This is a genomic window from Brevundimonas sp. (assembly GCF_016742135.1).
In the GTDB taxonomy this organism is placed as follows: domain Bacteria; phylum Pseudomonadota; class Alphaproteobacteria; order Caulobacterales; family Caulobacteraceae; genus Brevundimonas.
In genome coordinates this window covers 225,086-245,497 of record NZ_JACVCG010000005.1, presented here as the reverse complement: position 1 = coordinate 245,497, position 20,412 = coordinate 225,086, and the positions used below count along the sequence as shown (strand labels likewise).

Here is a 20,412-nt window from a genome sequence, read left to right as displayed (position 1 = left end):
CTCAGTGCTGGTTTTCGGGGAGGCGCACGATCAGGCCGTCCAGATCGTCCGACACCCGGATCTGGCACGACAGGCGCGAGTTGGGTTCGACGTTCTCGGCGAAGTCCAGCATGGATTCCTCCATGGCGCTGGCCCGGCCGATCTCGGCGGCGAAGGCCTCATCGACATAGACGTGGCAGGTCGCGCAGGCGCAGGCTCCGCCGCAGTCGGCGTCAATGCCCGGCACATTGTTGCGGATCGCCCCTTCCATAACGGAGAGGCCGTTCTTGACCTCCACGACATGTTCGGTGCCGTCATGCTCGATGTAGGTGATCTTCGCCATCAGGCGGGAACCTTGCCCTTTTTGCGGGCGGGCGAGACCATCAGCTTCTTGGTTTCGGCGATGGCCTTGGCCGGGTTCAGGCCCTTGGGGCAGACCTGGGCGCAGTTCATGATGGTGTGGCAGCGATAGAGCTTGAACGGGTCCTCGAGGTCGTCGAGGCGCTTGTCGGTCGCGTCATCGCGGCTGTCGGCGATCCAGCGATAGGATTGCAGGAGGGCGGCCGGGCCGAGGTATTCCGTCTGGTTCCACCAGTAACTGGGGCAGGAGGTCGAGCAGCAGGCGCACAGGATGCACTCGTACAGGCCGTCCAGCTTCTCGCGGTCGGCCGGGGTCTGCAGGCGCTCGGTGGTCGGGTCCGGCTCGTCCGACTGAAGGTAGGGCTGGATCGAGTCGTACTGGGCGTAGAACAGGGTCAGGTCGGTGACCAGGTCCTTGACCACGGGCTGGTGCGGCAGGGGCGCGATCGAGATGTTCGACGAGGCGCATTCGTCCCAGCCCTTGGTGCAGGCCAGGGTGTTGCGCCCGTCGATGTTCATCGAGCACGAGCCGCAGATGCCTTCGCGGCACGAGCGCCGGAACGACAGGGTCGGGTCGATGGTGTTCTTGATGTGGATCAGGGCGTCCAGCAGCATCGGGCCGTGGTCGTCGGCCGACACCTCGAACACGTCCCAGCGCGGATTGGCATCCACCTCGGGGTCATAGCGATAGACCTTGTAGGTCTTGACATTCTTCGCCCCCTTGGGGGCCTTGTGCACCTTGCCACGCTTGGGCTGGGACGCACGGGGGAGGGAGAGTTCAGCCATTGCCTAGTACACCCGCGCCTTGGGTTTGATGTAGTCGATCTCGTCGGTCAGGGTGAAGTCGTGGACGGCGCGATAGTCGATCCGCACCGTCTCGCCCGGGGCCTTCCAGGCCAGGGTGTGCTTCATCCAGTTGACGTCGTCGCGGTCGGGGAAGTCCTCGCGCGCATGGGCGCCGCGGCTTTCCTTGCGGTTGGCGGCCCCTTCGATGGTGACGAGGGCCTGGGCGATCAGATTGTCGTACTCCAGGGTCTCGATCAGGTCGGTGTTCCAGATCATGCCGCGGTCGGTGACACGGATATCTCCGATGGCGCCGTCGATGGCGCGCAGCTTGGCCACGCCCTCGTCCAGCGTCTTGCCGGTGCGGAACACGGCGGCGTCGGACTGCATGGCCTTTTGCATACGCAGGCGCAGCTGGGCCGTCGGCGTGTCGCCCGAGGCGTTGCGGAAGCGGTCGAGGCGGGCCAGGTGGCCGTCGGTTGCCGAGGCCGGAGCGTCGGGGACCTTCGAGGCCTTGTCGACGACCTGACCGGCGCGCAGGCCCGCCGCGCGGCCGAACACCACGAGGTCGGTCAGGGAGTTGGAGCCCAGACGGTTGGCGCCGTGCACCGAGACGCAGGCGGCCTCGCCCACCGCCATCAGGCCGGGGACCACCACGCTGCCGTCATCGCCGACCTTGGTCAGGACCTCGCCGTGATAGTTCGTGGGGATGCCGCCCATATTGTAGTGGACCGTCGGCAGCACCGGGATCGGGGCCCTGGTCACATCGACCCCGGCAAAGATCTTGGCCGACTCGGAGATGCCGGGCAGGCGCTGGTGCAGGACCTTGGGGTCCAGGTGGTCGAGGTGCAGGAAGATGTGGTCCTTGTTCGGGCCCACGCCGCGACCCTCGCGGATCTCGATGGTCATGGAGCGGCTGACCACGTCGCGGCTGGCCAGATCCTTGGCCGAGGGGGCGTAGCGCTCCATGAAGCGCTCACCCTCGGAGTTGGTCAGATAGCCGCCCTCGCCGCGGGCCCCCTCGGTGATCAGGCAGCCGGCGCCGTAGATGCCGGTCGGGTGGAACTGGACGAACTCCATGTCCTGCAGCGGCAGGCCGGCGCGCAGCACCATGGCATTGCCGTCACCGGTGCAGGTGTGGGCGCTGGTGGCCGAGAAATAGGCGCGTCCGTATCCGCCGGTCGCCAGAATGACCAGTTTGGCGCGGAAGCGGTGCAGCTGGCCGGTGTCGAGCTGAAGCGCGGTCACGCCGGTGCAGGCGGCGGGGCCCGAGGCCTGCTCCTGCATGATCAGGTCGAGCGCGAAATATTCGACGAAGAACTTCACCTCGCGCCGCACCGACTGACCGTACAGGGTGTGCAGGATGGCGTGGCCGGTACGGTCGGCGGCGGCGCAGGTGCGCTGCACCGGGCCCTCGCCATAGTTCTTGGTCATGCCGCCAAAGGCGCGCTGATAGATCTTGCCTTCCTCGGTGCGCGAGAAGGGCACGCCCCAGTGTTCCAACTCATAGACAGCCTTGGGGGCCTCGCGGACGAGGTATTCGATGGCGTCCTGGTCGCCCAGCCAGTCCGACCCCTTGACGGTGTCGTACATGTGCCATTTCCACGAGTCCTCGCCCATATTGCCGAGCGAGGCCGAGATGCCGCCCTGGGCCGCGACCGTGTGCGAGCGGGTCGGGAACACCTTGGTGACGCAGGCGACCTTCAGCCCCTCGCGGGCTGCACCCAGCGCCGCGCGCAGGCCCGAGCCTCCGGCGCCTACGACAACGACGTCATATTCGTGATCGACGAATTCGTAAGAGGCCAAGGGATCAGACTCCGAAGCCGGCCGGCAGCGGGTCAGAGCCCACCGCCAGTCGTGTGATGAACAGCAGGCCGACCACGGCCAGGGCCAGGCAGATCAGCGTGTTGAGGCCCAGCAGCAGGCCCAGGGTCGAGCGCTTGTGGATATAGTCCTCGACGATGACCGTGATGCCCATATTCATATGCCACAGGGTGACCAGCCAGGTGGCGGCCAGCAGCCAGGCATTCAGGGGCTGGGCGAACCAGCCGAGCGCACCTTCATAGCCGGTGCCGGCAATCATGGCGGCGGACCACAGGGCCCACAGGGTCAGGGGCACCAGCACCAGCGACGACAGGCGCTCGGCCAGCCAGCCGCCCGCGCCCTTGCGCTCGGCGACCTTGACGTTCTTGCGATAGACAGACCTGTGCGCGCTCACAGCGTCACCTTTCCGGAAGCGAACAGCCAGCCCCAGAAGGCCAGGGAGGCGACGACAGCAAACACCAGCGTCACCGTGGTCAGGGCCGAGGAGGTTCTGGGCGACAGGCCGACACCCACGTCCCAGATCAGGTGCCGGATGCCGGCCGCCAGATGGTAGAAGCCCGCCAGCGACAGGGCGAACCAGACGAGCAGCCCCAGCGGCGAGCCAGCCAATCCGACGAAGGTGTCATAGGCCTCGGGCCCGAAGGCCAGCGCGCCCAGCCACAGGGCCACCAGCACGGCACCGCCCGCCAGACCCGAGCCCGTGATGCGGTGCAGGATCGATCCCAGCATGGTCACATGCCAGCGCCAGATCTGCAGATGAGGCGAGGTCGGACGGATGCGTCCGTTCGGCTGAGGGGTGTAAAATCGGGGCGGTCCGGCCGGATCGGCGGGATGGCCCGAAAGGGGTTCCGACATGCGAATGGTTCTCAAAAAACCCGGGACAAATCAACGGACGGGAACGGCCAAGGCTTTAGAGAGCCGGGCGAGGCCGTGTCAACGAAACGCCGTGTCACAGGCGAAGTTACGAAGCCGGAAACGCCTCCGGCAGACGGGGTGGCCATCTGCCGCAGTCGCGCGTTAGGGTCGGACCATGATCGCGACTGTCCCTGCCCTTCTGATAGCCCTGTCCGGGTCCCAGGACCCGGTCGCCGCCCCCCTGCCCAGCCAAGCCCTGTATGAGGCCCCCGCCATCCGCCCGTTCGAACCCCCCGCCAGCTTTGAAGCCAATGAGCCCGAGGGCGACAACAGTACAGGGACGTATCGCGGACCCATCCGGGGCGGGGTGCTGGTCGATGCCTATGCGGGTCAGTACGAGGCCGGGCCGACGGATGCCGCACTGGCCTATGCACAGGGCGTGATCTCGGCCGAGATGCGGATGGACCAGCGGATGGGCCCGATGGATGGGGCCTGGCAATTGCTCGATCCGGACGGCCATGTGCTGATGGCCCTGGTACTGACGGATTTCGGGCCGGGCCAGCCGATCGAGGGGGCGTGGATGTCGCGCACCACACCGGGCGCGGGCACCCTGACCTCGGGCCGCCGGGAGGGGGATGCCGTCACCCTGTTGCTGATCGGTCAGGGCGCGACCGAGGGCGGGACGCTTGAACTGGAGCGGGCTGGCCGCGGCTGGTCCGGCACCTTGCAGGGCGAGCGCCGCCGACTGAGGGTCAGCCTGGTCCGGAAGCTGGATTAATCCTCGCGGATCAGTGTCATAAGGGTTTCGCGCACGGCATCGGACCAGGGCTGAGGCGTGCCGCGCCCCCAGACGGGGTCTGGCCAGACCGGATCATCGCGCCGCCGACCGATCACATGCAGGTGCAGCTGGGCCGTAACATTGCCGAGGGCCGCCATGTTCAGCTTGTCGATGGGCCGCTCCAGCGCCGCGCCCATCCGCCGGACCAGAGCGCCGGCGCGCAGGCCCTCATCGAGGAACCGGGTCCGGTCTTCCGGCGACAGGTCCTCGATCTCGACCATGCCCGGGATCCGCGGGATCAGGATCAGCCAGGGAAAGCGCGCATCGTCCTGCAATCGCACCTGACACAGCGGCCAGTCGGTGACGGCAAGGGATCCGGCAGCAAAGGCCGGGTCGGCGGCAAAGGCGGTCATGCCCTAGCCCAGCGAGTAGACAACGCAGGCCTGGGCCGACAGCCAGCGCAGGGGCGGCTGAAGCGTCAGCACCATATCAGCGGACGGCACAAGGCTGTTAGACAGGGCAGGAATGGTCGCCAGATAGTCGATGACCGTGCCCTGACCGGTTTCCAGCAGGGCTTCCCGGTCTGTCTGAATCAGCGGGGTGGGTGCGTTGGTCGGATCGACGCGACTGCGGCTGCCGGTGACCGTGACGGTGGTCGCGGGCGGCAGACTGGCACCATAGGACGGCCAGCCGGCCAGCACATCCGTCTGGCAGGCCCGGCCTGACGGGTCGATCACCCGGGCGGGCCCCAGGCGCGATCCCGCTGCCGCGGCAGCCCCCTGCGCCCGGCGGGCGGCATCGGCCACGGCCTGCTCGGCCAGCCAGCTCAGGGTCTCATTGTCCGGCTCGAGGCGAAACTCGACGCGACCGATCTCTGTCGGCTGGGCGGCCATAACGGTGGCATAGACAGCCTCAAGCACGGCGGGGTCGCGCACCGTCACCATGATCGTCGCATCGACCGCATAGCGGCTGATCCGGTCGGCGCGGACATTGTCGCGCAGCACGCCGTTCTCGTCGCGGTACTGGTCATAGAGGGGCTCGGTGGACAGGGTGGTCTCGACCCGCACCACATCGGGCCCCCAGGTGGCCAGCGCCTGGCTGAGGGCCCGCACGCGGTCGGCGGCCTTCTTTGCGGCCTCCTCGGCGGTGCGCTCGACGGTCTGGAAGGTAGCGGAGAAGGCTGCGCGGTTGGCCGGAACCTCGACCCGGACGTGGCCGATAGAGGCGATCACCGGATCCCGCATCCACCAGGGCGCGGGCACATAGCGTTCGCCGATGGTTGCGGGTGGCGTCTGAGCCAGCGTCGGGGTCGCCGCAAGCGTCAGAACAAGCGCGAGAAACAGCCGTTTGATCATGGTCCCCTCCGATTGCGGTCACCCTGCCCTGCCTGCCCCGGATCGTAAAGCATGGATGCGCGAGGTTGCAGCCGTGGTCGCCCGGGTCTAGACCGCCGCCCAGACTTTTTACCTCCCCATCGCTGACTGGAGACTGCCCATGGCTCGCGCCAAGATCGCCCTTATCGGTGCCGGAATGATCGGCGGCACCCTGGCCCACGTCGCCGCGCGTGAGGCGCTGGGGGATGTGATCCTGTTCGACATCGCCGAGGGCATGCCGCAGGGCAAGGCGCTGGACATCGCCGAGGCCACCGCCGTGATCGGCACCGACGTCGCCCTGAAGGGTGCCAATGACTATGCGGACATCGCCGGCGCCGACGTCTGCATCGTCACGGCCGGTGTGCCGCGCAAGCCCGGCATGAGCCGCGACGACCTGATCGGCATCAATCTGAAGGTGATGAAAGCGGTCGGTGAGGGCATCAAGGCCCACGCCCCGAACGCCTTCGTCATCTGCATCACCAACCCGCTGGATGCCATGGTCTGGGCCCTGCAGAAATTCTCGGGTCTGCCGAAGGAGAAGGTCGTCGGCATGGCCGGCGTGCTCGACTCGGCCCGGTTCGCCTACTTCCTCGCCGAGAAGACCGGCGTGTCGATCCAGGACATCCACGCCTGGACCCTGGGTGGTCACGGCGACGACATGGTGCCGATGGTGCGCCACTCGACCGTCGGCGGCCTGCCCCTGCCGGACGCGGTCGCGGCCGGTTTCCTGTCGCAGGACGAGCTGGACGCCATCGTCGAGCGCACGAGGAAGGGCGGCGGCGAGATCGTGGCCCTGCTGAAGACCGGCTCGGCCTTCTATGCCCCGGCGGAATCGGCCATTGCCATGGCCCGCTCCTATCTGCTGGACCAGAAGCGCGTCCTGCCCTGCGCCGTCTGGCTGTCGGGCGAATACGGCCTGTCGGACCTCTATGTCGGCGTGCCGGCCCTGATCGGCGCGAACGGCGTCGAGAAGGTCATCGAATTCTCGACCAATGATGACGAGAAGGCGATGTTGAAAAAGTCGGTCGACTCCGTCCAGGGCCTGATCCAGGCCTGCAAGGACATCGACGCCTCGCTGGCCTGAACCTGGTGATCCCCGGTGATCCTCCTACGACCCGGTCGTGGGCAGGGTCACCGGAGGCGGGGCCGTGGTTTCGTTGGTCGGGGTGATCAGGCTTTCGATGAAGCTGCCCAGAAGCTCCAGCCAGACCACGGTCGGGTCATTCAGCTGATCGACACCCAGACCGGCCAGCAGCAGCACGTCGAATTGCAGCACGGCGGACGGCGTGCCGTCCACGTTCGACTGCAGATAGGCCTTCACGAAGCGCTGCTCGCGGTTCCAGGCATTGATCCGCTCCAGCGACAGGCCGCCCGCCACGATGTTGGCGGCGAACTGGATGTCCTGACAGCGGCCCGTGGCGTCGCAGCCATAGAAGAAGATCAGCCAGTTGGTGCTGCCGTCATTGACGCGCAGCAGGGTCTGGCCCTCGATGGTGCGGGGCTCCTCGACCGTCGCGCCCTTTTCGATCAGCCAGGTGCGGACCTCGGCCGGGGTCAGGCCGGCCTCCTGGCCCACCGAGACGACCGGGCCGGTCGCGGGGGCAGCCGCGGGATCTGCGGCCGCGGCGGGAACGGCGGCCATCAGCAGGGCCGGGGCGGCAACCAGGGGCGCAAGGGCGCTCAAACGACGAAACATCAACATCTCCCTTTGGGGTTTGGTCAGGCTGTAGGGGGCGAGGGCGGCGATCCTGTGGCGGACAACCAGGCCTTGCCGGTCATTTCCTTGAGGCGCGAGACGGTGCGGCCGAATTCGAACGTCTCCTGTCCTTCCGGATAGAGGGCCTCGGGCGGGGCGTCGGCGAGGACCACCAGCTGTGTCCTGGCTTCATAAAGGGCATCGATCAGGGTCACCAGACGGCGGGCGGCGGCATGGTCGTCCGGACGCAGGACCGGCACATCCTCGAGAAACAGGGTGTGAAAGCGGTCGGCAAGCGCGAGGTAGTCATTGGGCCCCAGCGCCCGCTGGCACAGATCGGCGAAGGTGGCGCGGGCCATGCCTCCTGCGGTGCGTTCCACCACGACGTCGCGGCCCATCACGTCCATATGCGCCGGCTCTTCCGGCTGGTCGCCCCTGAGGTCGTTCCACAGTCCGTCGAAGGCCATGCGGCGGCCCATGTCGGCCGGGGCGTACCAGACGCGCGAGGTCGCCAGCCGGTCGATGCGCCAGTCGCGCTCGCCCGCCACCTCGACCCGCTCGCACCGGGCCTCGATGAGATCGATGAAGGGGATGAAGAGCTCGCGGTTGATCCCGTTCAGATAGAGGTCCTGCGGTCGCCGGTTCGAGGTGACCGCCAGCACCACCTTGTGCTCGAACAGGGCCTGGAACAGGCGCCCGAGGATCAGGGCATCCGCGATGTCGGTCACCTGCAGCTCGTCAAAGCACAACAGGCGGGCCTCGGAGGCGATCAGGGCGGCGACCGGACCGATGGGGTCATCGCCCTTCCACTGGCCGAAGAGGGCCTTGCGGGTCCGCTTGTCGCCCTCGCGCCAGCTGCGGATCAGGCCGTGGATTCGCGACAGGAAGGCGTGGAAGTGGGCGCGCGTCTTTCGCGGCTCCTGCACCTGGGCGAAGAACAGGTCCATCAGCATGGATTTGCCGCGTCCCGGCGGGCCGTACAGATAAACCCCGCGCACCTCGGGCACACCGCCGAACAGGCCGCGCCGGCCCAGATCCTTTTCCAGCCGCGCCAGGGCCTTCAGGGCCTGCGCCTGTCCGGGATCGGGCTTGAGGGCGCCGTCTTTCAGCTTTTTCGCGTGCACGCGTTCGATACGGGAGGCCATGCCCCGCGCTTAGCGGGCCGGGCGAGGACTGAAAAGCGATTGCGTGGCACGGGGGAATGATTACATGGGCAGCGTACCCCGCATCCCCCACCTGCCCTCAAGCAGCGAGCGCCCGCGGCGCGCGCGCAGGGCGTCCGAAGGACAGACCATAATGGGCTATCGCGTCGCCGTCGTAGGCGCCACCGGCAATGTCGGCCAGGAAATGCTGAATATCCTGGAGGAGCTGAAGTTTCCGGTGTCGGAACTGCACGCCATCGCCTCGCGCAAGTCGCAGGGCGTGGAGGTGGCTTTCGGCGACCGGACCGTCAAATGCCAGAATATGGAAACCTTCGACTTTTCGACCGTCGATGTGGTGCTGATGAGCGCGGGTGGGGACGTCAGCCGCGAATGGTCGGAGAAGATCGGCAAGGCCGGTCCGATCGTGATCGACAACTCCTCGGCCTTCCGCATGGATCCGGACGTGCCGTTGATCGTGCCGGAAGTGAATCCCGACGCGGTCAGGGACGCGCGGAAGAAGAACATCATCGCCAACCCGAACTGTTCGACCGCCCAACTGGTCGTGGCGCTGAAGCCCCTGCATGACGCGGCGAAGATCACGCGCTGCGTGGTCTCGACCTATCAGTCGGTGTCCGGCGCGGGCAAGGAAGGCATGGACGAGCTGTGGACCCAGACCAAGGCCATCTATGGCCTGGGCGATGCCACGCCGAAGGTCTTTCCCAAGCAGATCGCCTTCAACCTGATCCCGATGATCGGATCGTTCCGCGACGACGGCTATACCGACGAGGAAGCCAAGATGTGGGTCGAGACCCACAAGATCCTTGATCCGGAGATCAAGCTGACCGTGACCTGCGTGCGGGTGCCGGTGTTCGTCGGCCATTCCGAATCGGTCAATCTCGAGTTTGACCGTCCGATATCGCCCGATGAGGCGCGCGAAATCCTGCGCGAGGCGCCGGGCGTGCTGGTCGTCGACAAGGCCGAGGCCGACGGCTACGTCACCCCGGTCGATGCGGCCGGCGACTTTGCCGTCTTCGTCAGCCGGATCCGCAAGGACCCGACGGTCGAGAACGGCCTGAACCTTTGGGTCGTGTCCGACAACCTGCGGAAGGGCGCGGCGCTGAACGCCGTCCAGATCGCGCAGTTGCTGGACGAGACGGGCATGATCAAGCCCTCGGGCGGTTATCGCACCCTGACGGTCTGAGGTGACGGCCTCCGCGCCTGACGGCCGCGCGGCCCTGCTGGCGGGGCTGGGGTGTTACGTCCTCTGGGGACTGTCGCCGCTGATCTATCAGCCCATGGGCGCAGCGGGCGCCGATGCCTTCGAGATCATGGGCCACCGGGCCGTCTGGGGTCTGGTCTGGGCCGCCATACTGGTCCTCTGGGCTCACCAGTCGGACCAGGTGAAGGCCGCCTTTGCCGATCGCCGGACGCTGGGCTGGCTGATGCTGTCGACCGGTTTGATCGCACTGAACTGGGCCCTGTTCGTCTGGGCAGTGAACAACGCCCATACGCTGGAAACCAGCCTCGGCTATTATCTGAATCCGCTGCTGAATATGGCACTGGGGGCCTGCCTGTTCCGCGAGCGGCTGAGCCGGGCGGGGCTGGTGGCCATTGCCCTGGCCGCAGCCGGGGTGGCGTTGCAGGCTGTGGCGCTGGGGCGACTGCCGCTCATTTCGCTGACGCTGGCGGTGTCGTTCGCCGCCTATGGGGTGATCCGCAAGCGCGTGCGTGCCGATGCCCAGGCGGGCCTGTTCGTCGAATGCCTGCTGATGGCGCCGTTCGGCCTCGGCTGGCTGATCTGGCTGCAGATGCAGGGTTCGGGCGTGTTCTTCGACAGTCCGGATGCGGCCTTCTGGCTGGCCATGGCGGGGCCCGTGACGGTTGGGCCGCTGGTGCTGTTCTCATGGGCAGCGCGGCGCCTGCCCCTGACCACCATCGGTTTTCTGCAGTTCGTCGCTCCGACCATCAGCTTTGTCATCGGGGTCAGCCAGGGCGAGGACTTCACCTGGCTGCGCGGGGTGTCGTTCGGCTTTATCTGGCTGGGGGCCGGTGTCTTCCTGTGGGCCGCGTGGCGACGCGCCCGGCTGGCCCGCAAGGCCCTGACCTCGCAGGCGGAGCCGGTCTAGCCGACGGCGCGGCGGAGCGTCAGCAGCGCCTGCTCGGTGAGGGCCGCATCCCCGACCGCCAGAATGCGGCCGTCGTCGTGGGGCGGGTTGCCCAGCCAGTCGGTGACCTGCCCGCCCGCCGCCTCGATCAGGGCGACCAGCGCCGTCCAGTCCCAGGGCTTGAGGGCCGTTTCGGCCACCAGATCGATATGGCCCGAGGCCAGCATGGCATAGGCATAGGCGTCGCAGCCCAGGCGCGTCAGGCGGGCCGTGGCGCGGACCTGTCGCCAGGCCCCCAGTTCGGCGCCGGTAAAGATGTCCGGATCGGTGGTCGAGATCACCGCATCGTTCAGCCGGGGACAGGGGCGGGTGGCAATCGGTGCCTCGGTTCCGCGCAACACGCAGCGGGCCCCGGACGGGCCGCCCAGAAACACTTCGTCCAGCCAGGGCTGGGCCACGGCCCCCACGACGGGGCGTCCATGGTGGGTCAGGCCGATCAGGGTGGTCCACAGCGGCAGGCCGGCGACAAAGGCGCGCGTGCCATCGACCGGGTCCAGCACCCAGACGAACTCGGCGTCGGGCCGGTCCGCGCCATATTCCTCGCCGACGACGCCGTGGTCCGGGAAACGCGCCCCGATCAGGCGGCGCATGGCGGCCTCGGCCCCGCGGTCGGCCTCGGTCACCGGGTCGAAGGCCCCCGGCAGTCCCTTGTCCTCGGCGGCGGTCCCCGTGCGAAACAGGGGCAGGGTCACGTCGGCGGCGACGCGGGCGAGCTCAAGGGCGAAGGCTTCATATTCGGTCATGGGTGGGCGGCATACAGACGCCGCCGCCCGTCGTCACCCATTTAAGCTGCGGCGTCACCCTCGGAATGCAGCGACTTGGCAAGATCCAGCAGGCGGCGGCGCGGGCGCTCGCCCAGCTGATAATAGGCCTGGATCAGGTCGAGGGTTTCCTTGCGGGAAAACATCTCGCCACCCGCGCCCCCGGCGGTCTCGCTGCGCTCCAGCGCCTCGGTCAGGCCGTCATAGAAGTAGCTGACGGGCGTTTCCAGCGCCTCGGACAACTGCCACAGGCGGGCGGCCGAGATGCGGTTGGCGCCGCACTCATACTTCTGAATCTGCTGGAAGCGGATGCCGACCTGGGTGGCCAGCTGCTGTTGCGTCAGGCCCAGAAGGCGGCGGCGGCGGCGCAGACGGCGCCCAAGGTGAAGATCGATGTCAGTGGCCATGGCCAGTTCCCCGTGTTGCGACCTGTCCCGAAACGGAACGGCTCGCCCTCCACGCGGCAAACCCCGTGCCGGTATCGCGTCAGGAGGGAATGACGGGGTTATGCGATCGCGACCGAATGCAGACCGAATGCTGGGGGCCATGCAACCCGGGGCGGCGGAACGCATTTAAGGTTCAGCTTGGGTATTCAAAGGAAGGAAGCACACATGAACATTATTTTCTGGATCATCGTCGGTATCATCGCCGGTTGGCTGGCCGAACAGATCATGGGCCGCAATCATGGCCTGCTGACCAATCTGATCGTCGGTATCGTCGGTGCCGTGATCGGTGGTTTCCTGGCCAATGCCCTCGGCTTTGCCTGGGGCGGCTGGATCGGTTCGACCATCGTCGCCACCATCGGCGCCATCATCCTGCTGTTCCTGCTGGGACTGGTGAAGCGCCGCGCCTGATACGGGTGACGGTCTGAAACCGGAAAGGGCGGCTCTGCGGAGCCGCCCTTTTTTAGTGATACGGCGCGCCTTTCAGAGAGCTGTATTCCGCTCCGGCGCAGGGGATTAGGTTGGTCACGCGCGCGACCAGGATGGTCACAGCAAAAGGGCGGCCCGTTTGGACCGCCCCTTAACCGGCATACCGGCGTCGCTATTCGACGGTGCGCTGGTGGTCGCCTTCCATTCGGTCGTCCACCGGGCGCTGTCGCTCGACGCGGCGGCGGTCCCAGCGACTGATCACCACCTCGCCGTTCCCCTCCGCGGCCAGGTCGGCCGAGGCGGCGGGAAGCGACCGCACGGCACCGTCGGCGGTCCGGACCAGCACGGTCCGCACATAGCCGCGGGCGTCGCGGGTGGTGCCGACCACGGAGCCGATCAGGTCGCCGTTCCGGGCCCGAACCTCGGCACCCATCGCCACATCGGTCTGGGTCGATATCCGTCGCGGTCGGGCGGAGGCCTCGACGCCCGCGCGCCCGTCCACCCGGGCCTCGGGCAGGCCGTCGCGGGTCGAGCGGACGGTGTCCCGGGTGAAATCCCGGGTATCGCGCACGGTCTGGCCGAGGCCGACATCGGGTCGGTCAATACGTACGCCGGCATTGCCCGAGACATTTCCCCCCAAGACCTGGGCGGCGGCGGGCGTCGCGAAACAGACGGCCAGCGCCGATCTGGCCAGGATCAGGGTCTTACGCATGGCTTTACAATCCAGATGACACCGGTTGGTAAGAGAACCGGCGACAGGATTAACGCTGATGGCGGAGCGCCGTTGCACGCCGCTGATCAGGCTCAGTCCGGGCGGACGCGCTTCTTGCGGAAGCTGGGGTTCAGGACCTGTTTTCTCAGGCGGATCGACTTGGGCGTGACCTCGACCAGCTCGTCCTCATCGATATAGGCGATGGCCTGTTCCAGCGACATGATGCGGGGCGGGGTCAGGCGCACGGCCTCGTCCTTGCCGGCGGCGCGGACGTTGGTCAGCTGCTTGCCCTTGATCGGGTTGACGTCGAGGTCGTCCCAGCGGCTGTTCTCGCCGATGATCATGCCCTGGTAGGTGCGCTCGCCCGCGCCGACGAACATGACGCCGCGATCCTCGAGGTTCCACAGGGCGAAGGCGGCCGTCTCGCCGTCCGAATTGGAGATCAGCACGCCCTTGAGGCGGCCGGCGATCTCGCCCTTGTGCGGTTCATAGTGGCTGAAGACGCGGTTCAGCACGCCCGAGCCGCGCGTATCGGTCAGGAACTCCCCCTGATAGCCGATCAGCGACCGCGACGGGCACATCAGGCTGATGCGGGTCTTGCCGGCACCCGACGGGCCCATGTCCTTGAGCTCGGCCTTGCGGGCCGACAGCTTTTCGATGACCACGCCGGTGTATTCGTCATCGACGTCGACGACGACTTCCTCGATCGGCTCCAGCCGTTCGCCGTTCTCGCCGGTCTTGTAGACCACGCGCGGGCGGCTGATGGAGACCTCAAAGCCCTCGCGGCGCATGTTCTCGATCAGCACGCCCAGCTGCAGTTCGCCGCGACCGGCGACCTCATAGGCGTCGGCGCCCGGGGTCTCGGTGACGCGGATGGCGACATTGGCCTCGGCCTCTTTCAGCAGGCGGTCGCGGATGACGCGCGACTGGACCTTGTCACCCTCGCGGCCGGCCAGCGGGCTGTCGTTGACGCCGACGGTCATGGAGATGGTAGGCGGATCGATGGGCTGGGCGTCGAGCGCCTCGGTGACCTCGAGCGCGCACAGGGTGTCCGCCACGGTCGCCTTGGACAGGCCGGCGATGGCCACGATGTCACCGGCCTCGGCGCCTTCCTCGATCGGCTGGCGCTTCAGGCCGCGGAAAGCCAGCACCTTGGTGATGCGGCCCTGCTCGATCATCTTGCCGTCGCGCGACAGGGCCTTGACCGGCATGCCGGGGACCGCCTTGCCCGACTCGATCCGGCCGGTCAGCAGGCGACCGAGGAAGGGGTCGCTCTCGATCAGCACATTGAGCATGCGGAAGGGCTTGTCGGTGTTGGCGGCGACGGCGGGCGGCGGCACATGGTCGACGATCAGGTCGAATAGCGGCGCGAGATTGTCATTGGGCTTGTCCAGATCCAGCGTCGCCCAGCCGTTGCGACCCGAGGCATAGATGTGGGGGAAGTCCAGCTGTTCGGGCGTGGCGCCGATGGCCTCGAACAGCTCCATGGTTTCGAGGTGCACGCGGTCGGGGTCGGCGTGGGCGCGGTCGACCTTGTTGATGCAGAGGATGGGGCGGAGGCCCATCTTGAGCGCCTTGGTCAGCACGAATTTGGTCTGGGGCATGACACCTTCCTCAGCGTCGACCAGGATGACGCAGCCGTCGACCATGCCGAGGATGCGCTCGACCTCTCCGCCGAAGTCGGCGTGCCCGGGGGTGTCGATGATGTTGATGCGGGTCTCGCCGGCCTTGCCGTTCCAGAGCACGGAGGTGGCCTTGGCCAGGATGGTGATGCCGCGCTCGCGCTCCTGATCGTTGGAGTCCATGGCGCGCTCGGTGGTCGCCTCATTGGCGCGAAACACGCCGGACTGGGCCAGCAGCTGGTCGACCAGGGTGGTCTTGCCGTGGTCCACGTGGGCGATGATGGCGACGTTACGAAGGTTCATTGGAGTATCAGACGTGCAGGGCGGCCGGCCAGAAGGGGCCGCGGGGTGAGGGCGACGGTGCGGGGAGCGCGCGCCTCATACAGGGCCGGGCGCAGAAAGGCCAGCCATTCGGCCTTCGACGATCCGGGGTCATCGCGCGGACGAGACTTCGGAGGGGCAAGGGGTAGGGCGCCGGTCGGGGTCGCCGGCCACGATGAACAGATGGCGTGTGCGCCGGGTTATCGGTCCCGTGCTCACCGTGACGCGGCCGAGGTTGCGGGCGTCCGTGAGGCGGGCCGCGTCCGGGCAGGCCGTAATCAGCAGGGCGGGACGGCCCACGTCGGAGGCGTCCAGCGCGCGGGCCATCTCATAATAGTGGTCCGGACCCTGCCGGGGCGGTGCCGGCCAGACGCGCACCCGCAAAGGCGTATGCCGGAGGTAGTAGGTCAGCAGGGCGGCGTCGGTCCGGGTCTCGGCGACCACAGTCGCAAGGCCCTGCGTATCGGTATGATCGGCGACGGTGGCTGACAGGTCGCTCCAGCCCCGGACCTGGTGGTAGAGCCCGCTGCCCAACGCGCCCAGCCGATCAGGTCCGGCATCGCCCGCCAGAAGCAGTCCCTGCAGCGCCAGTCCGACGATCAGGCCGGCGACCGGCCAGACCTTGAGGCGCCAACACGTAAAAAGCAGACCGCTGAGGATCCAGACGGCGATCAGGGCCGTGGCCGCCCAATTGGCATGGGCCCGGCCCAGAAAGGCCAGCAGGGTCAGGGCCGCAAGCACCGGCAGCGACAGGGCCATCATCAGCCGAGCTTCCGGGCGGAGCGTCGTGGCGCGGACGGCCGCAGCGAGCACCCAGAAAAGCGCGACCGGCCCGGCCAACAGGAATTGCGCGGCGATGAACTCCAGCCCGCTGCCGATATCCAGGCCCAGACCCTCGCCCCGGGCATTGTCGGCCGTGTGCTGGAAGGTGACGCCGCTGTTCAGGACGTTCCAGACCAGGTTGGGGCTGAAGATCAGCAGCCCGGCCGCGAGGGCCAGCCAGACCGCGGGTCTCTGGAGAGTCCTGCGGCTGTCGGGATCGACCAGCGCCGCGATCGCCAGACAGGGCAGCAGATAGATCATGGCGTACTTCGACAGCAGGCCGAGACCGAAGGACACGGCCAGCAGCGCCAGCCAGACCGCGCCGCCCCCTGCCCTCAGCCGCACAACGGCCAGCACCGCCAGCGCCCAGAACATCAGGAGCGGCGCATCCGTCGAGGCGATCCGCGCCGAAAAGGCGGCACCCGGTGCCAGCAGCACGCCGAGGCCCGCCCACCATGCCGCCTTGCGACCGCCCAGTGTCGCGGCGACGGCCGACACGGCCAGGGCGGTGATCGCCCAGATGATCGTCGACGGGGCCCGCACGCAGGCTTCAGCAGACCCGCAGAGCGGCCCGGTCGCCGCGATCATCCAGGCCAGGAACGGAGGTTTGGAAAAATAGCCCCAGGCGAGCTCCCGGCTCCAGGCCCAGTATTGGGCCTCATCGACATAGAGGTCGGTCACGGACAGGTGCAGGCCGACCAGCCGCACCAGGGTCAGGGCCGCGACCGCCCCGACCAGTCCCCCCGGGATCAGCCCATGGCGGGAGCCGGACCCTGGCGCGCACGCCGTCTCCGACGCGCCCGGCGCGTCGCCATGGGGCGGTGGAGCATCAGTCGATGCAGCAGACAGAGAACCAGAGCGGTGATGGCCCATGACAGCAGGATGTCCGACAGGAAGTGGCCGCCGAATAGCAGGCGGTTGAACGAGAGGGCGGCGGCGTAGACGAACGCGGCCGGGATCAGGATGCGGCGCCACGGTTGCGGCGTCATGACGGCCGCCGCCGCCACGATCCAGGCCGCGGACGACGCCTCGCCCGAGACGAAGGAACAGTTGGAGGCGCACTGGTCGGTGATCGCCCAGGCCCGGGTGAACTCGGCCTCGCCGCCGAACGCCTCGATCTGGATCGGCCGGGCCCGGCCCCAGCCCGCCTTGAAGAGGCCGTTCACAACCAGACCCGAGGCCAGGGCCAGGCCGGAGATCAGGAACAGCGCCTTTCTCGCCTCGCGGCGGCGGGTCCACCCGCCACGGACGGCGATGAGGATCAGCCCCAGCAGCACCAGTCCCATCACCCAGGTCGACGACTTGCGCAGCGCCTTCAGCGCCGGGTCAGAGGCGGCGACGAACCCCCGCTCGGCATCGAAGAAGACCTGGCTGACGGCCAGGTCCACGCCCGGCAACAGGATGAAATAGGCCGACAGGATCGCCGTGGCGACAAGGGCGGCGGCCACGGGCGAGGCGGTGCCGACGCCCGCCACCCAGGACAGCCTGAGCCGATGCAACTCCCGCCGCAGGCCGCGCCGGGTACGGGTTGACCGACCGGCCGAGGCCGCGCCCGACAGCATCTGTCCATGCGTCATCGATTTTCCCGGACCAGACGTCGCCCCGGGCATGCGAATGCCTGACTCGTGCGGCACGCGCGTCACCGAACCATGAGCGTCCGGTGTCGTTTCTGTGCCTGTTCCATTGCAGGTCGTCCCGGGCCGGACCGACGGCGCGGCAGGGGTCAGCGCGTCCGCGTCTCGCGAACTCATGTGCAGGAGCTCATTGGTCTGCCGTCCGGGCTGAGGCTTGCGGTTCGGCGGGGACTGCTAAGGAGCGCCGGGACGCCCGACCAACGTCAATGCACGAACGGTCGCGGGGCCTGCACGAGCGGCGTGGAGCGCCGCCCGTCGGACCGGATCAGCGCACGAAGGGCGCGCGCGATCTCACGAACGGTCAGGCCCGCGCGGGGCCGGTCTCCGCCGCGAGATTGGCCGCTACTTCGGCCCGCCGGTTTCGCGCCACCGGCAGAACGAGACCGTTGGACAGGCGGACCCTCGTGCGGCCACGATCTCGCGTCACCTCGGCGACGAACGCCGGGTCGATCCAGTGGGAGCGATGGATGCGAACACCCGCCTGGGGGCCCAGTTGCGCGAGAGCCTCGCCGAAGCCTTGCAGGATCAGGCTTTCGCCCGAGGTCGTATAGACCCGCAGATAATGCAGCTCTGCGCTCAGGGCGATGAGCTGCCCGCGTCGGCCCGGCGGAAGCCGCCGCATGAACCCCGGCTCCGCCAGCGCCTCGGTACCCCGGGGCGTCGACTGGGGCTCCGGGTCGGGCCGTCTCAGGAACCGCGCGGCGTTCAGGCCCAGCCAGACCACGGTCGCGGGGGGTGCCAGGCTGGCCCATTCCTCGATCAGCCCGGCCCAGGTCCAACCGGACGCTTCGGCGGGATCAAGAGGTCCGACCATGAGATAGTCGAGGACCAGCGCCATCGGCGCCAGCAGGGCGGACGCCACGACGCCCGCCGCCGCGATCGCGGCCCAGGGGTTCGCCTTCGGGGCGATATGCCGGGAGATGAGGACCTGCGATCCCTGGGCAAGCGCAAGGAAGAGGAAGACGTGCGCACCCCAGAAGCCGATCAGCGCGGGCAGGCTCAGCACCTGCGTCGGCGTGGGCTCGAGGAACACGAACAGGGCGGTCAGCCCCGCGCCTGCGGCACCCAGAAGTCCGGGCCAGGTGCGTGTCGGATCGATGCGCTCGAGCAGGGTCATGGCCGAGAGATAGCACCGCTTCCGGGCATGCCAAGCGATCAGCGGGGCGCGACCGATCGACACGCGCAAGGCCACGGGTCGAGCTTTCCGGGGTGCCCATGCCAGAGCCCGTCTGTTAGGGATCGGCCCGTCATCCCCCAGGCCGGATTCCATGCCCGAACTTCCCGAGGTCGAAACCGTCAGGCGGGGTCTGGAGCCGGTGCTGGCCGGCGCGACCCTGTCGACCGTGCGCCAGAACCGCGCCGATCTGCGCTTTCCCTTTCCCGAGCGGTTCGCGGAACGGCTGGAGGGGGCGAGCGTGCTGTCGACCGGACGCCGGGCCAAATATCTGCTGATGCCATTGTCGACGGGCGAGACCTGGGTGACCCATCTGGGCATGACGGGGCGTTTCACCCTGGACGGCGATCCGCTGGGCGAGTTCGAGACCGATGCGCCCGTGCGTGGGCCGCATGAACACCTCAGCCTCTGCGCCACGCGAGACGGAACGGCCACGCGCGTGGGCTATGCCGATGCCCGCCGGTTCGGCTTCATGGGCCTGATCCCGACGGATGAGGTCGAGGCCCATCCGTGGTTTGCCGGTCTGGGACCCGAGCCGATGGGCAATGGCTTTTCCGCCGATCATCTGAAGGCGCGGTTCAAGGGCCGTGCCCAGCCGGTCAAGGTGGCCCTGCTGGACCAGCGCCATGTGGCGGGGCTGGGCAACATCTATGTGTGCGAGGCTCTGTGGCGCGCGGGGATTTCGCCCGTGGCCGCCGCCGGCAGTCTGTCACAGGCGCGGCTGGAGCGGCTGACGGTGGCGGTGCGCGATGTGCTGGCCGAGGCCATCGCCGCCGGGGGCTCGACCCTGCGGGACTTTGCCAATGCCGAGGGCGGGCAGGGGTATTTCCAGCACCGGTTCGACGTCTATGGCCGCGAAGGCCAGCCCTGCCGCCGCAACGCCGACCACCCGGTGATCCGCAGGCAGGTGCAGGGTGGCCGCTCGACCTTCTGGTGCCCGGTCTGTCAGAAGAGATAACGTATGGACCAGCGCATCATCCTGTTTCGCGGCATGAACACCGGCGGGGTGCGGGCACCCGTGGCCGAACAGCGGGCCATGGCGGCGGAGATGGGTCTCGGCAATCCGCGCACGCTTCTGGCCAGCGGCAATCTGGTGGTCGGGAGCGACCGGGATCCCGCCCGGCTGGAGGGTGAGGTCGAGGCGGCCATGGAGGCCCGGTTCGGCCTGAAGGTCGCGGTCATGGTCCGCACGCCCGCCGACTGGCAGGGCCTGATCGCGGCCAATCCCTTTGCTGATGAAGCCTCGGCAGAGCCCGCCAAGGTTCTGGCCATGGTGATGAAGGCCGGGATCAAGGCCGGTGCCCTTGACGCCTGTCGCGCGCTGGCCGAGGGCGGCGAGCGGGTCGAGGCGGTGGGAGACGTCCTCTATTTCTGGTTCCCGAACGGCCAGGGCCAGTCCGGCATCTTCAAGAAGGCCACGCCCCGGATGCTGGGTATGGGCACGGGACGGAACTGGAATACGGTTCTGAAGCTGGGCGCAATGGTCGGGCTATCGCCGGAGTGACGGTCTTTGGTAGGAAGGCCCCGAATTCAGAAGGA

The 20,412-nt window shown here is 68.0% G+C and carries 23 protein-coding genes; 7 read left to right on the top strand and 16 right to left on the bottom strand.

Annotated features, from left to right (window positions below; all coding sequences use genetic code 11):
* Nucleotide 1: 1 nt before the first annotated feature.
* Genes IBJ06_RS12215 through sdhC form a run of 5 tightly spaced genes read right to left on the bottom strand, consistent with a single transcriptional unit; the run spans nt 2 to nt 3,801 of the window.
* Nucleotides 2-322: a 2Fe-2S iron-sulfur cluster-binding protein gene (locus IBJ06_RS12215; RefSeq protein WP_292160716.1), complete on the bottom strand. Its 321-nt coding sequence runs from the start codon at nt 320-322 to the stop codon at nt 2-4.
* Nucleotides 322-1,125, bottom strand: coding sequence for a succinate dehydrogenase iron-sulfur subunit (locus tag IBJ06_RS12210; RefSeq protein ID WP_292160715.1), 804 nt, complete (start codon nt 1,123-1,125; stop codon nt 322-324). The genes IBJ06_RS12215 and IBJ06_RS12210 overlap by 1 nt, the downstream gene beginning before the upstream one ends.
* A gap of 3 nt (nt 1,126-1,128) precedes the next feature.
* The gene (gene sdhA / locus IBJ06_RS12205) at nt 1,129-2,928 is read right to left on the bottom strand and encodes a succinate dehydrogenase flavoprotein subunit (RefSeq protein ID WP_292160714.1); all 1,800 of its coding nucleotides are present in this window, start codon (nt 2,926-2,928) and stop codon (nt 1,129-1,131) included.
* Nucleotides 2,929-2,932: 4 nt separating this feature from the next.
* Entirely contained in the window at nt 2,933-3,340 is a 408-nt protein-coding gene (gene sdhD, locus IBJ06_RS12200) for a succinate dehydrogenase, hydrophobic membrane anchor protein (RefSeq protein ID WP_292160712.1), read from the bottom strand.
* Nucleotides 3,337-3,801 carry a succinate dehydrogenase, cytochrome b556 subunit gene (sdhC, locus tag IBJ06_RS12195; RefSeq protein ID WP_292160710.1) on the bottom strand — a complete coding sequence of 155 codons (465 nt, stop codon included), beginning with the start codon at nt 3,799-3,801 and terminating at the stop codon, nt 3,337-3,339. Before sdhC ends, sdhD begins: the two co-directional genes overlap by 4 nt.
* A gap of 175 nt (nt 3,802-3,976) precedes the next feature.
* On the opposite strand from sdhC, the gene IBJ06_RS12190 reads away from it, so the two are divergent.
* Nucleotides 3,977-4,579 carry a hypothetical protein gene (locus tag IBJ06_RS12190; protein ID WP_292160707.1) on the top strand — a complete coding sequence of 201 codons (603 nt, stop codon included), beginning with the start codon at nt 3,977-3,979 and terminating at the stop codon, nt 4,577-4,579.
* On the opposite strand, the gene IBJ06_RS12185 is transcribed toward IBJ06_RS12190, so the two are convergent.
* Together IBJ06_RS12185 and IBJ06_RS12180 are read right to left on the bottom strand one after the other, a co-directional pair.
* Nucleotides 4,576-4,992 (bottom strand): HIT domain-containing protein, encoded by a 417-nt coding sequence (locus IBJ06_RS12185; RefSeq protein ID WP_292160704.1) that lies wholly within the window; start codon nt 4,990-4,992, stop codon nt 4,576-4,578. The genes IBJ06_RS12190 and IBJ06_RS12185 overlap by 4 nt on opposite strands.
* Before the next feature lie 3 nt (nt 4,993-4,995).
* Nucleotides 4,996-5,934 (bottom strand): SIMPL domain-containing protein, encoded by a 939-nt coding sequence (locus IBJ06_RS12180; protein ID WP_292160702.1) that lies wholly within the window; start codon nt 5,932-5,934, stop codon nt 4,996-4,998.
* Nucleotides 5,935-6,073: 139 nt separating this feature from the next.
* Here IBJ06_RS12180 and mdh point away from each other — a divergent pair, with 139 nt between their 5' ends.
* A complete protein-coding gene (mdh, locus tag IBJ06_RS12175; protein ID WP_292160700.1) occupies nt 6,074-7,036 on the top strand; it encodes a malate dehydrogenase in 963 nt (320 codons plus the stop codon).
* A 24-nt stretch (nt 7,037-7,060) separates the two neighbouring features.
* Here the strand turns inward: mdh and IBJ06_RS12170 are convergent, their stop codons facing one another.
* Together IBJ06_RS12170 and zapE are read right to left on the bottom strand one after the other, a co-directional pair.
* Complete coding sequence (locus tag IBJ06_RS12170) at nt 7,061-7,648, bottom strand: YbjN domain-containing protein (protein ID WP_292160698.1); 588 nt, start codon at nt 7,646-7,648, stop codon at nt 7,061-7,063.
* 23 nt (nt 7,649-7,671) lie between these two features.
* Nucleotides 7,672-8,793 carry a cell division protein ZapE gene (gene zapE, locus IBJ06_RS12165; protein WP_292160696.1) on the bottom strand — a complete coding sequence of 374 codons (1,122 nt, stop codon included), beginning with the start codon at nt 8,791-8,793 and terminating at the stop codon, nt 7,672-7,674.
* A gap of 151 nt (nt 8,794-8,944) precedes the next feature.
* Between zapE and IBJ06_RS12160 the strand changes: the two genes are divergently transcribed.
* Entirely contained in the window at nt 8,945-9,991 is a 1,047-nt protein-coding gene (locus tag IBJ06_RS12160) for an aspartate-semialdehyde dehydrogenase (RefSeq protein WP_292160694.1), read from the top strand.
* Nucleotide 9,992: 1 nt separating this feature from the next.
* On the top strand, nt 9,993-10,916 hold the full coding sequence (gene rarD / locus IBJ06_RS12155) for an EamA family transporter RarD (RefSeq protein WP_292160692.1): 924 nt from the start codon (nt 9,993-9,995) through the stop codon (nt 10,914-10,916).
* On the opposite strand, the gene hisN is transcribed toward rarD, so the two are convergent.
* On the bottom strand, nt 10,913-11,698 hold the full coding sequence (hisN, locus tag IBJ06_RS12150; RefSeq protein ID WP_292160690.1) for a histidinol-phosphatase: 786 nt from the start codon (nt 11,696-11,698) through the stop codon (nt 10,913-10,915). The genes rarD and hisN overlap by 4 nt on opposite strands.
* 41 nt (nt 11,699-11,739) lie before the next feature.
* Nucleotides 11,740-12,123: a helix-turn-helix transcriptional regulator gene (locus IBJ06_RS12145; protein WP_292160689.1), complete on the bottom strand. Its 384-nt coding sequence runs from the start codon at nt 12,121-12,123 to the stop codon at nt 11,740-11,742.
* Between the two features lie 204 nt (nt 12,124-12,327).
* On the opposite strand from IBJ06_RS12145, the gene IBJ06_RS12140 reads away from it, so the two are divergent.
* The gene (locus IBJ06_RS12140; RefSeq protein WP_292160687.1) at nt 12,328-12,570 is read left to right on the top strand and encodes a GlsB/YeaQ/YmgE family stress response membrane protein; all 243 of its coding nucleotides are present in this window, start codon (nt 12,328-12,330) and stop codon (nt 12,568-12,570) included.
* Nucleotides 12,571-12,760: 190 nt separating this feature from the next.
* Here IBJ06_RS12140 and IBJ06_RS12135 read toward each other — a convergent pair whose 3' ends face one another.
* From IBJ06_RS12135 to IBJ06_RS12115, 5 genes are all read right to left on the bottom strand, one after another.
* Complete coding sequence (locus IBJ06_RS12135) at nt 12,761-13,300, bottom strand: hypothetical protein (RefSeq protein ID WP_292160685.1); 540 nt, start codon at nt 13,298-13,300, stop codon at nt 12,761-12,763.
* A gap of 92 nt (nt 13,301-13,392) precedes the next feature.
* Nucleotides 13,393-15,225 carry a translational GTPase TypA gene (gene typA / locus IBJ06_RS12130; RefSeq protein ID WP_292160683.1) on the bottom strand — a complete coding sequence of 611 codons (1,833 nt, stop codon included), beginning with the start codon at nt 15,223-15,225 and terminating at the stop codon, nt 13,393-13,395.
* 129 nt (nt 15,226-15,354) lie between these two features.
* Nucleotides 15,355-16,773 carry a glycosyltransferase family 39 protein gene (locus tag IBJ06_RS12125; protein WP_292160681.1) on the bottom strand — a complete coding sequence of 473 codons (1,419 nt, stop codon included), beginning with the start codon at nt 16,771-16,773 and terminating at the stop codon, nt 15,355-15,357.
* A gap of 41 nt (nt 16,774-16,814) precedes the next feature.
* The gene (locus tag IBJ06_RS12120; protein WP_292160679.1) at nt 16,815-17,642 is read right to left on the bottom strand and encodes a phosphatase PAP2 family protein; all 828 of its coding nucleotides are present in this window, start codon (nt 17,640-17,642) and stop codon (nt 16,815-16,817) included.
* Between the two features lie 358 nt (nt 17,643-18,000).
* Entirely contained in the window at nt 18,001-18,891 is an 891-nt protein-coding gene (locus tag IBJ06_RS12115) for a LytTR family DNA-binding domain-containing protein (RefSeq protein ID WP_292160677.1), read from the bottom strand.
* 76 nt (nt 18,892-18,967) lie between these two features.
* Between IBJ06_RS12115 and mutM the strand changes: the two genes are divergently transcribed.
* Together mutM and IBJ06_RS12105 are read left to right on the top strand one after the other, a co-directional pair.
* Nucleotides 18,968-19,831, top strand: coding sequence for a bifunctional DNA-formamidopyrimidine glycosylase/DNA-(apurinic or apyrimidinic site) lyase (gene mutM / locus IBJ06_RS12110; protein WP_292160675.1), 864 nt, complete (start codon nt 18,968-18,970; stop codon nt 19,829-19,831).
* 3 nt (nt 19,832-19,834) lie between these two features.
* Nucleotides 19,835-20,377 carry a DUF1697 domain-containing protein gene (locus IBJ06_RS12105; protein ID WP_292160673.1) on the top strand — a complete coding sequence of 181 codons (543 nt, stop codon included), beginning with the start codon at nt 19,835-19,837 and terminating at the stop codon, nt 20,375-20,377.
* Nucleotides 20,378-20,412 lie beyond the last annotated feature (35 nt).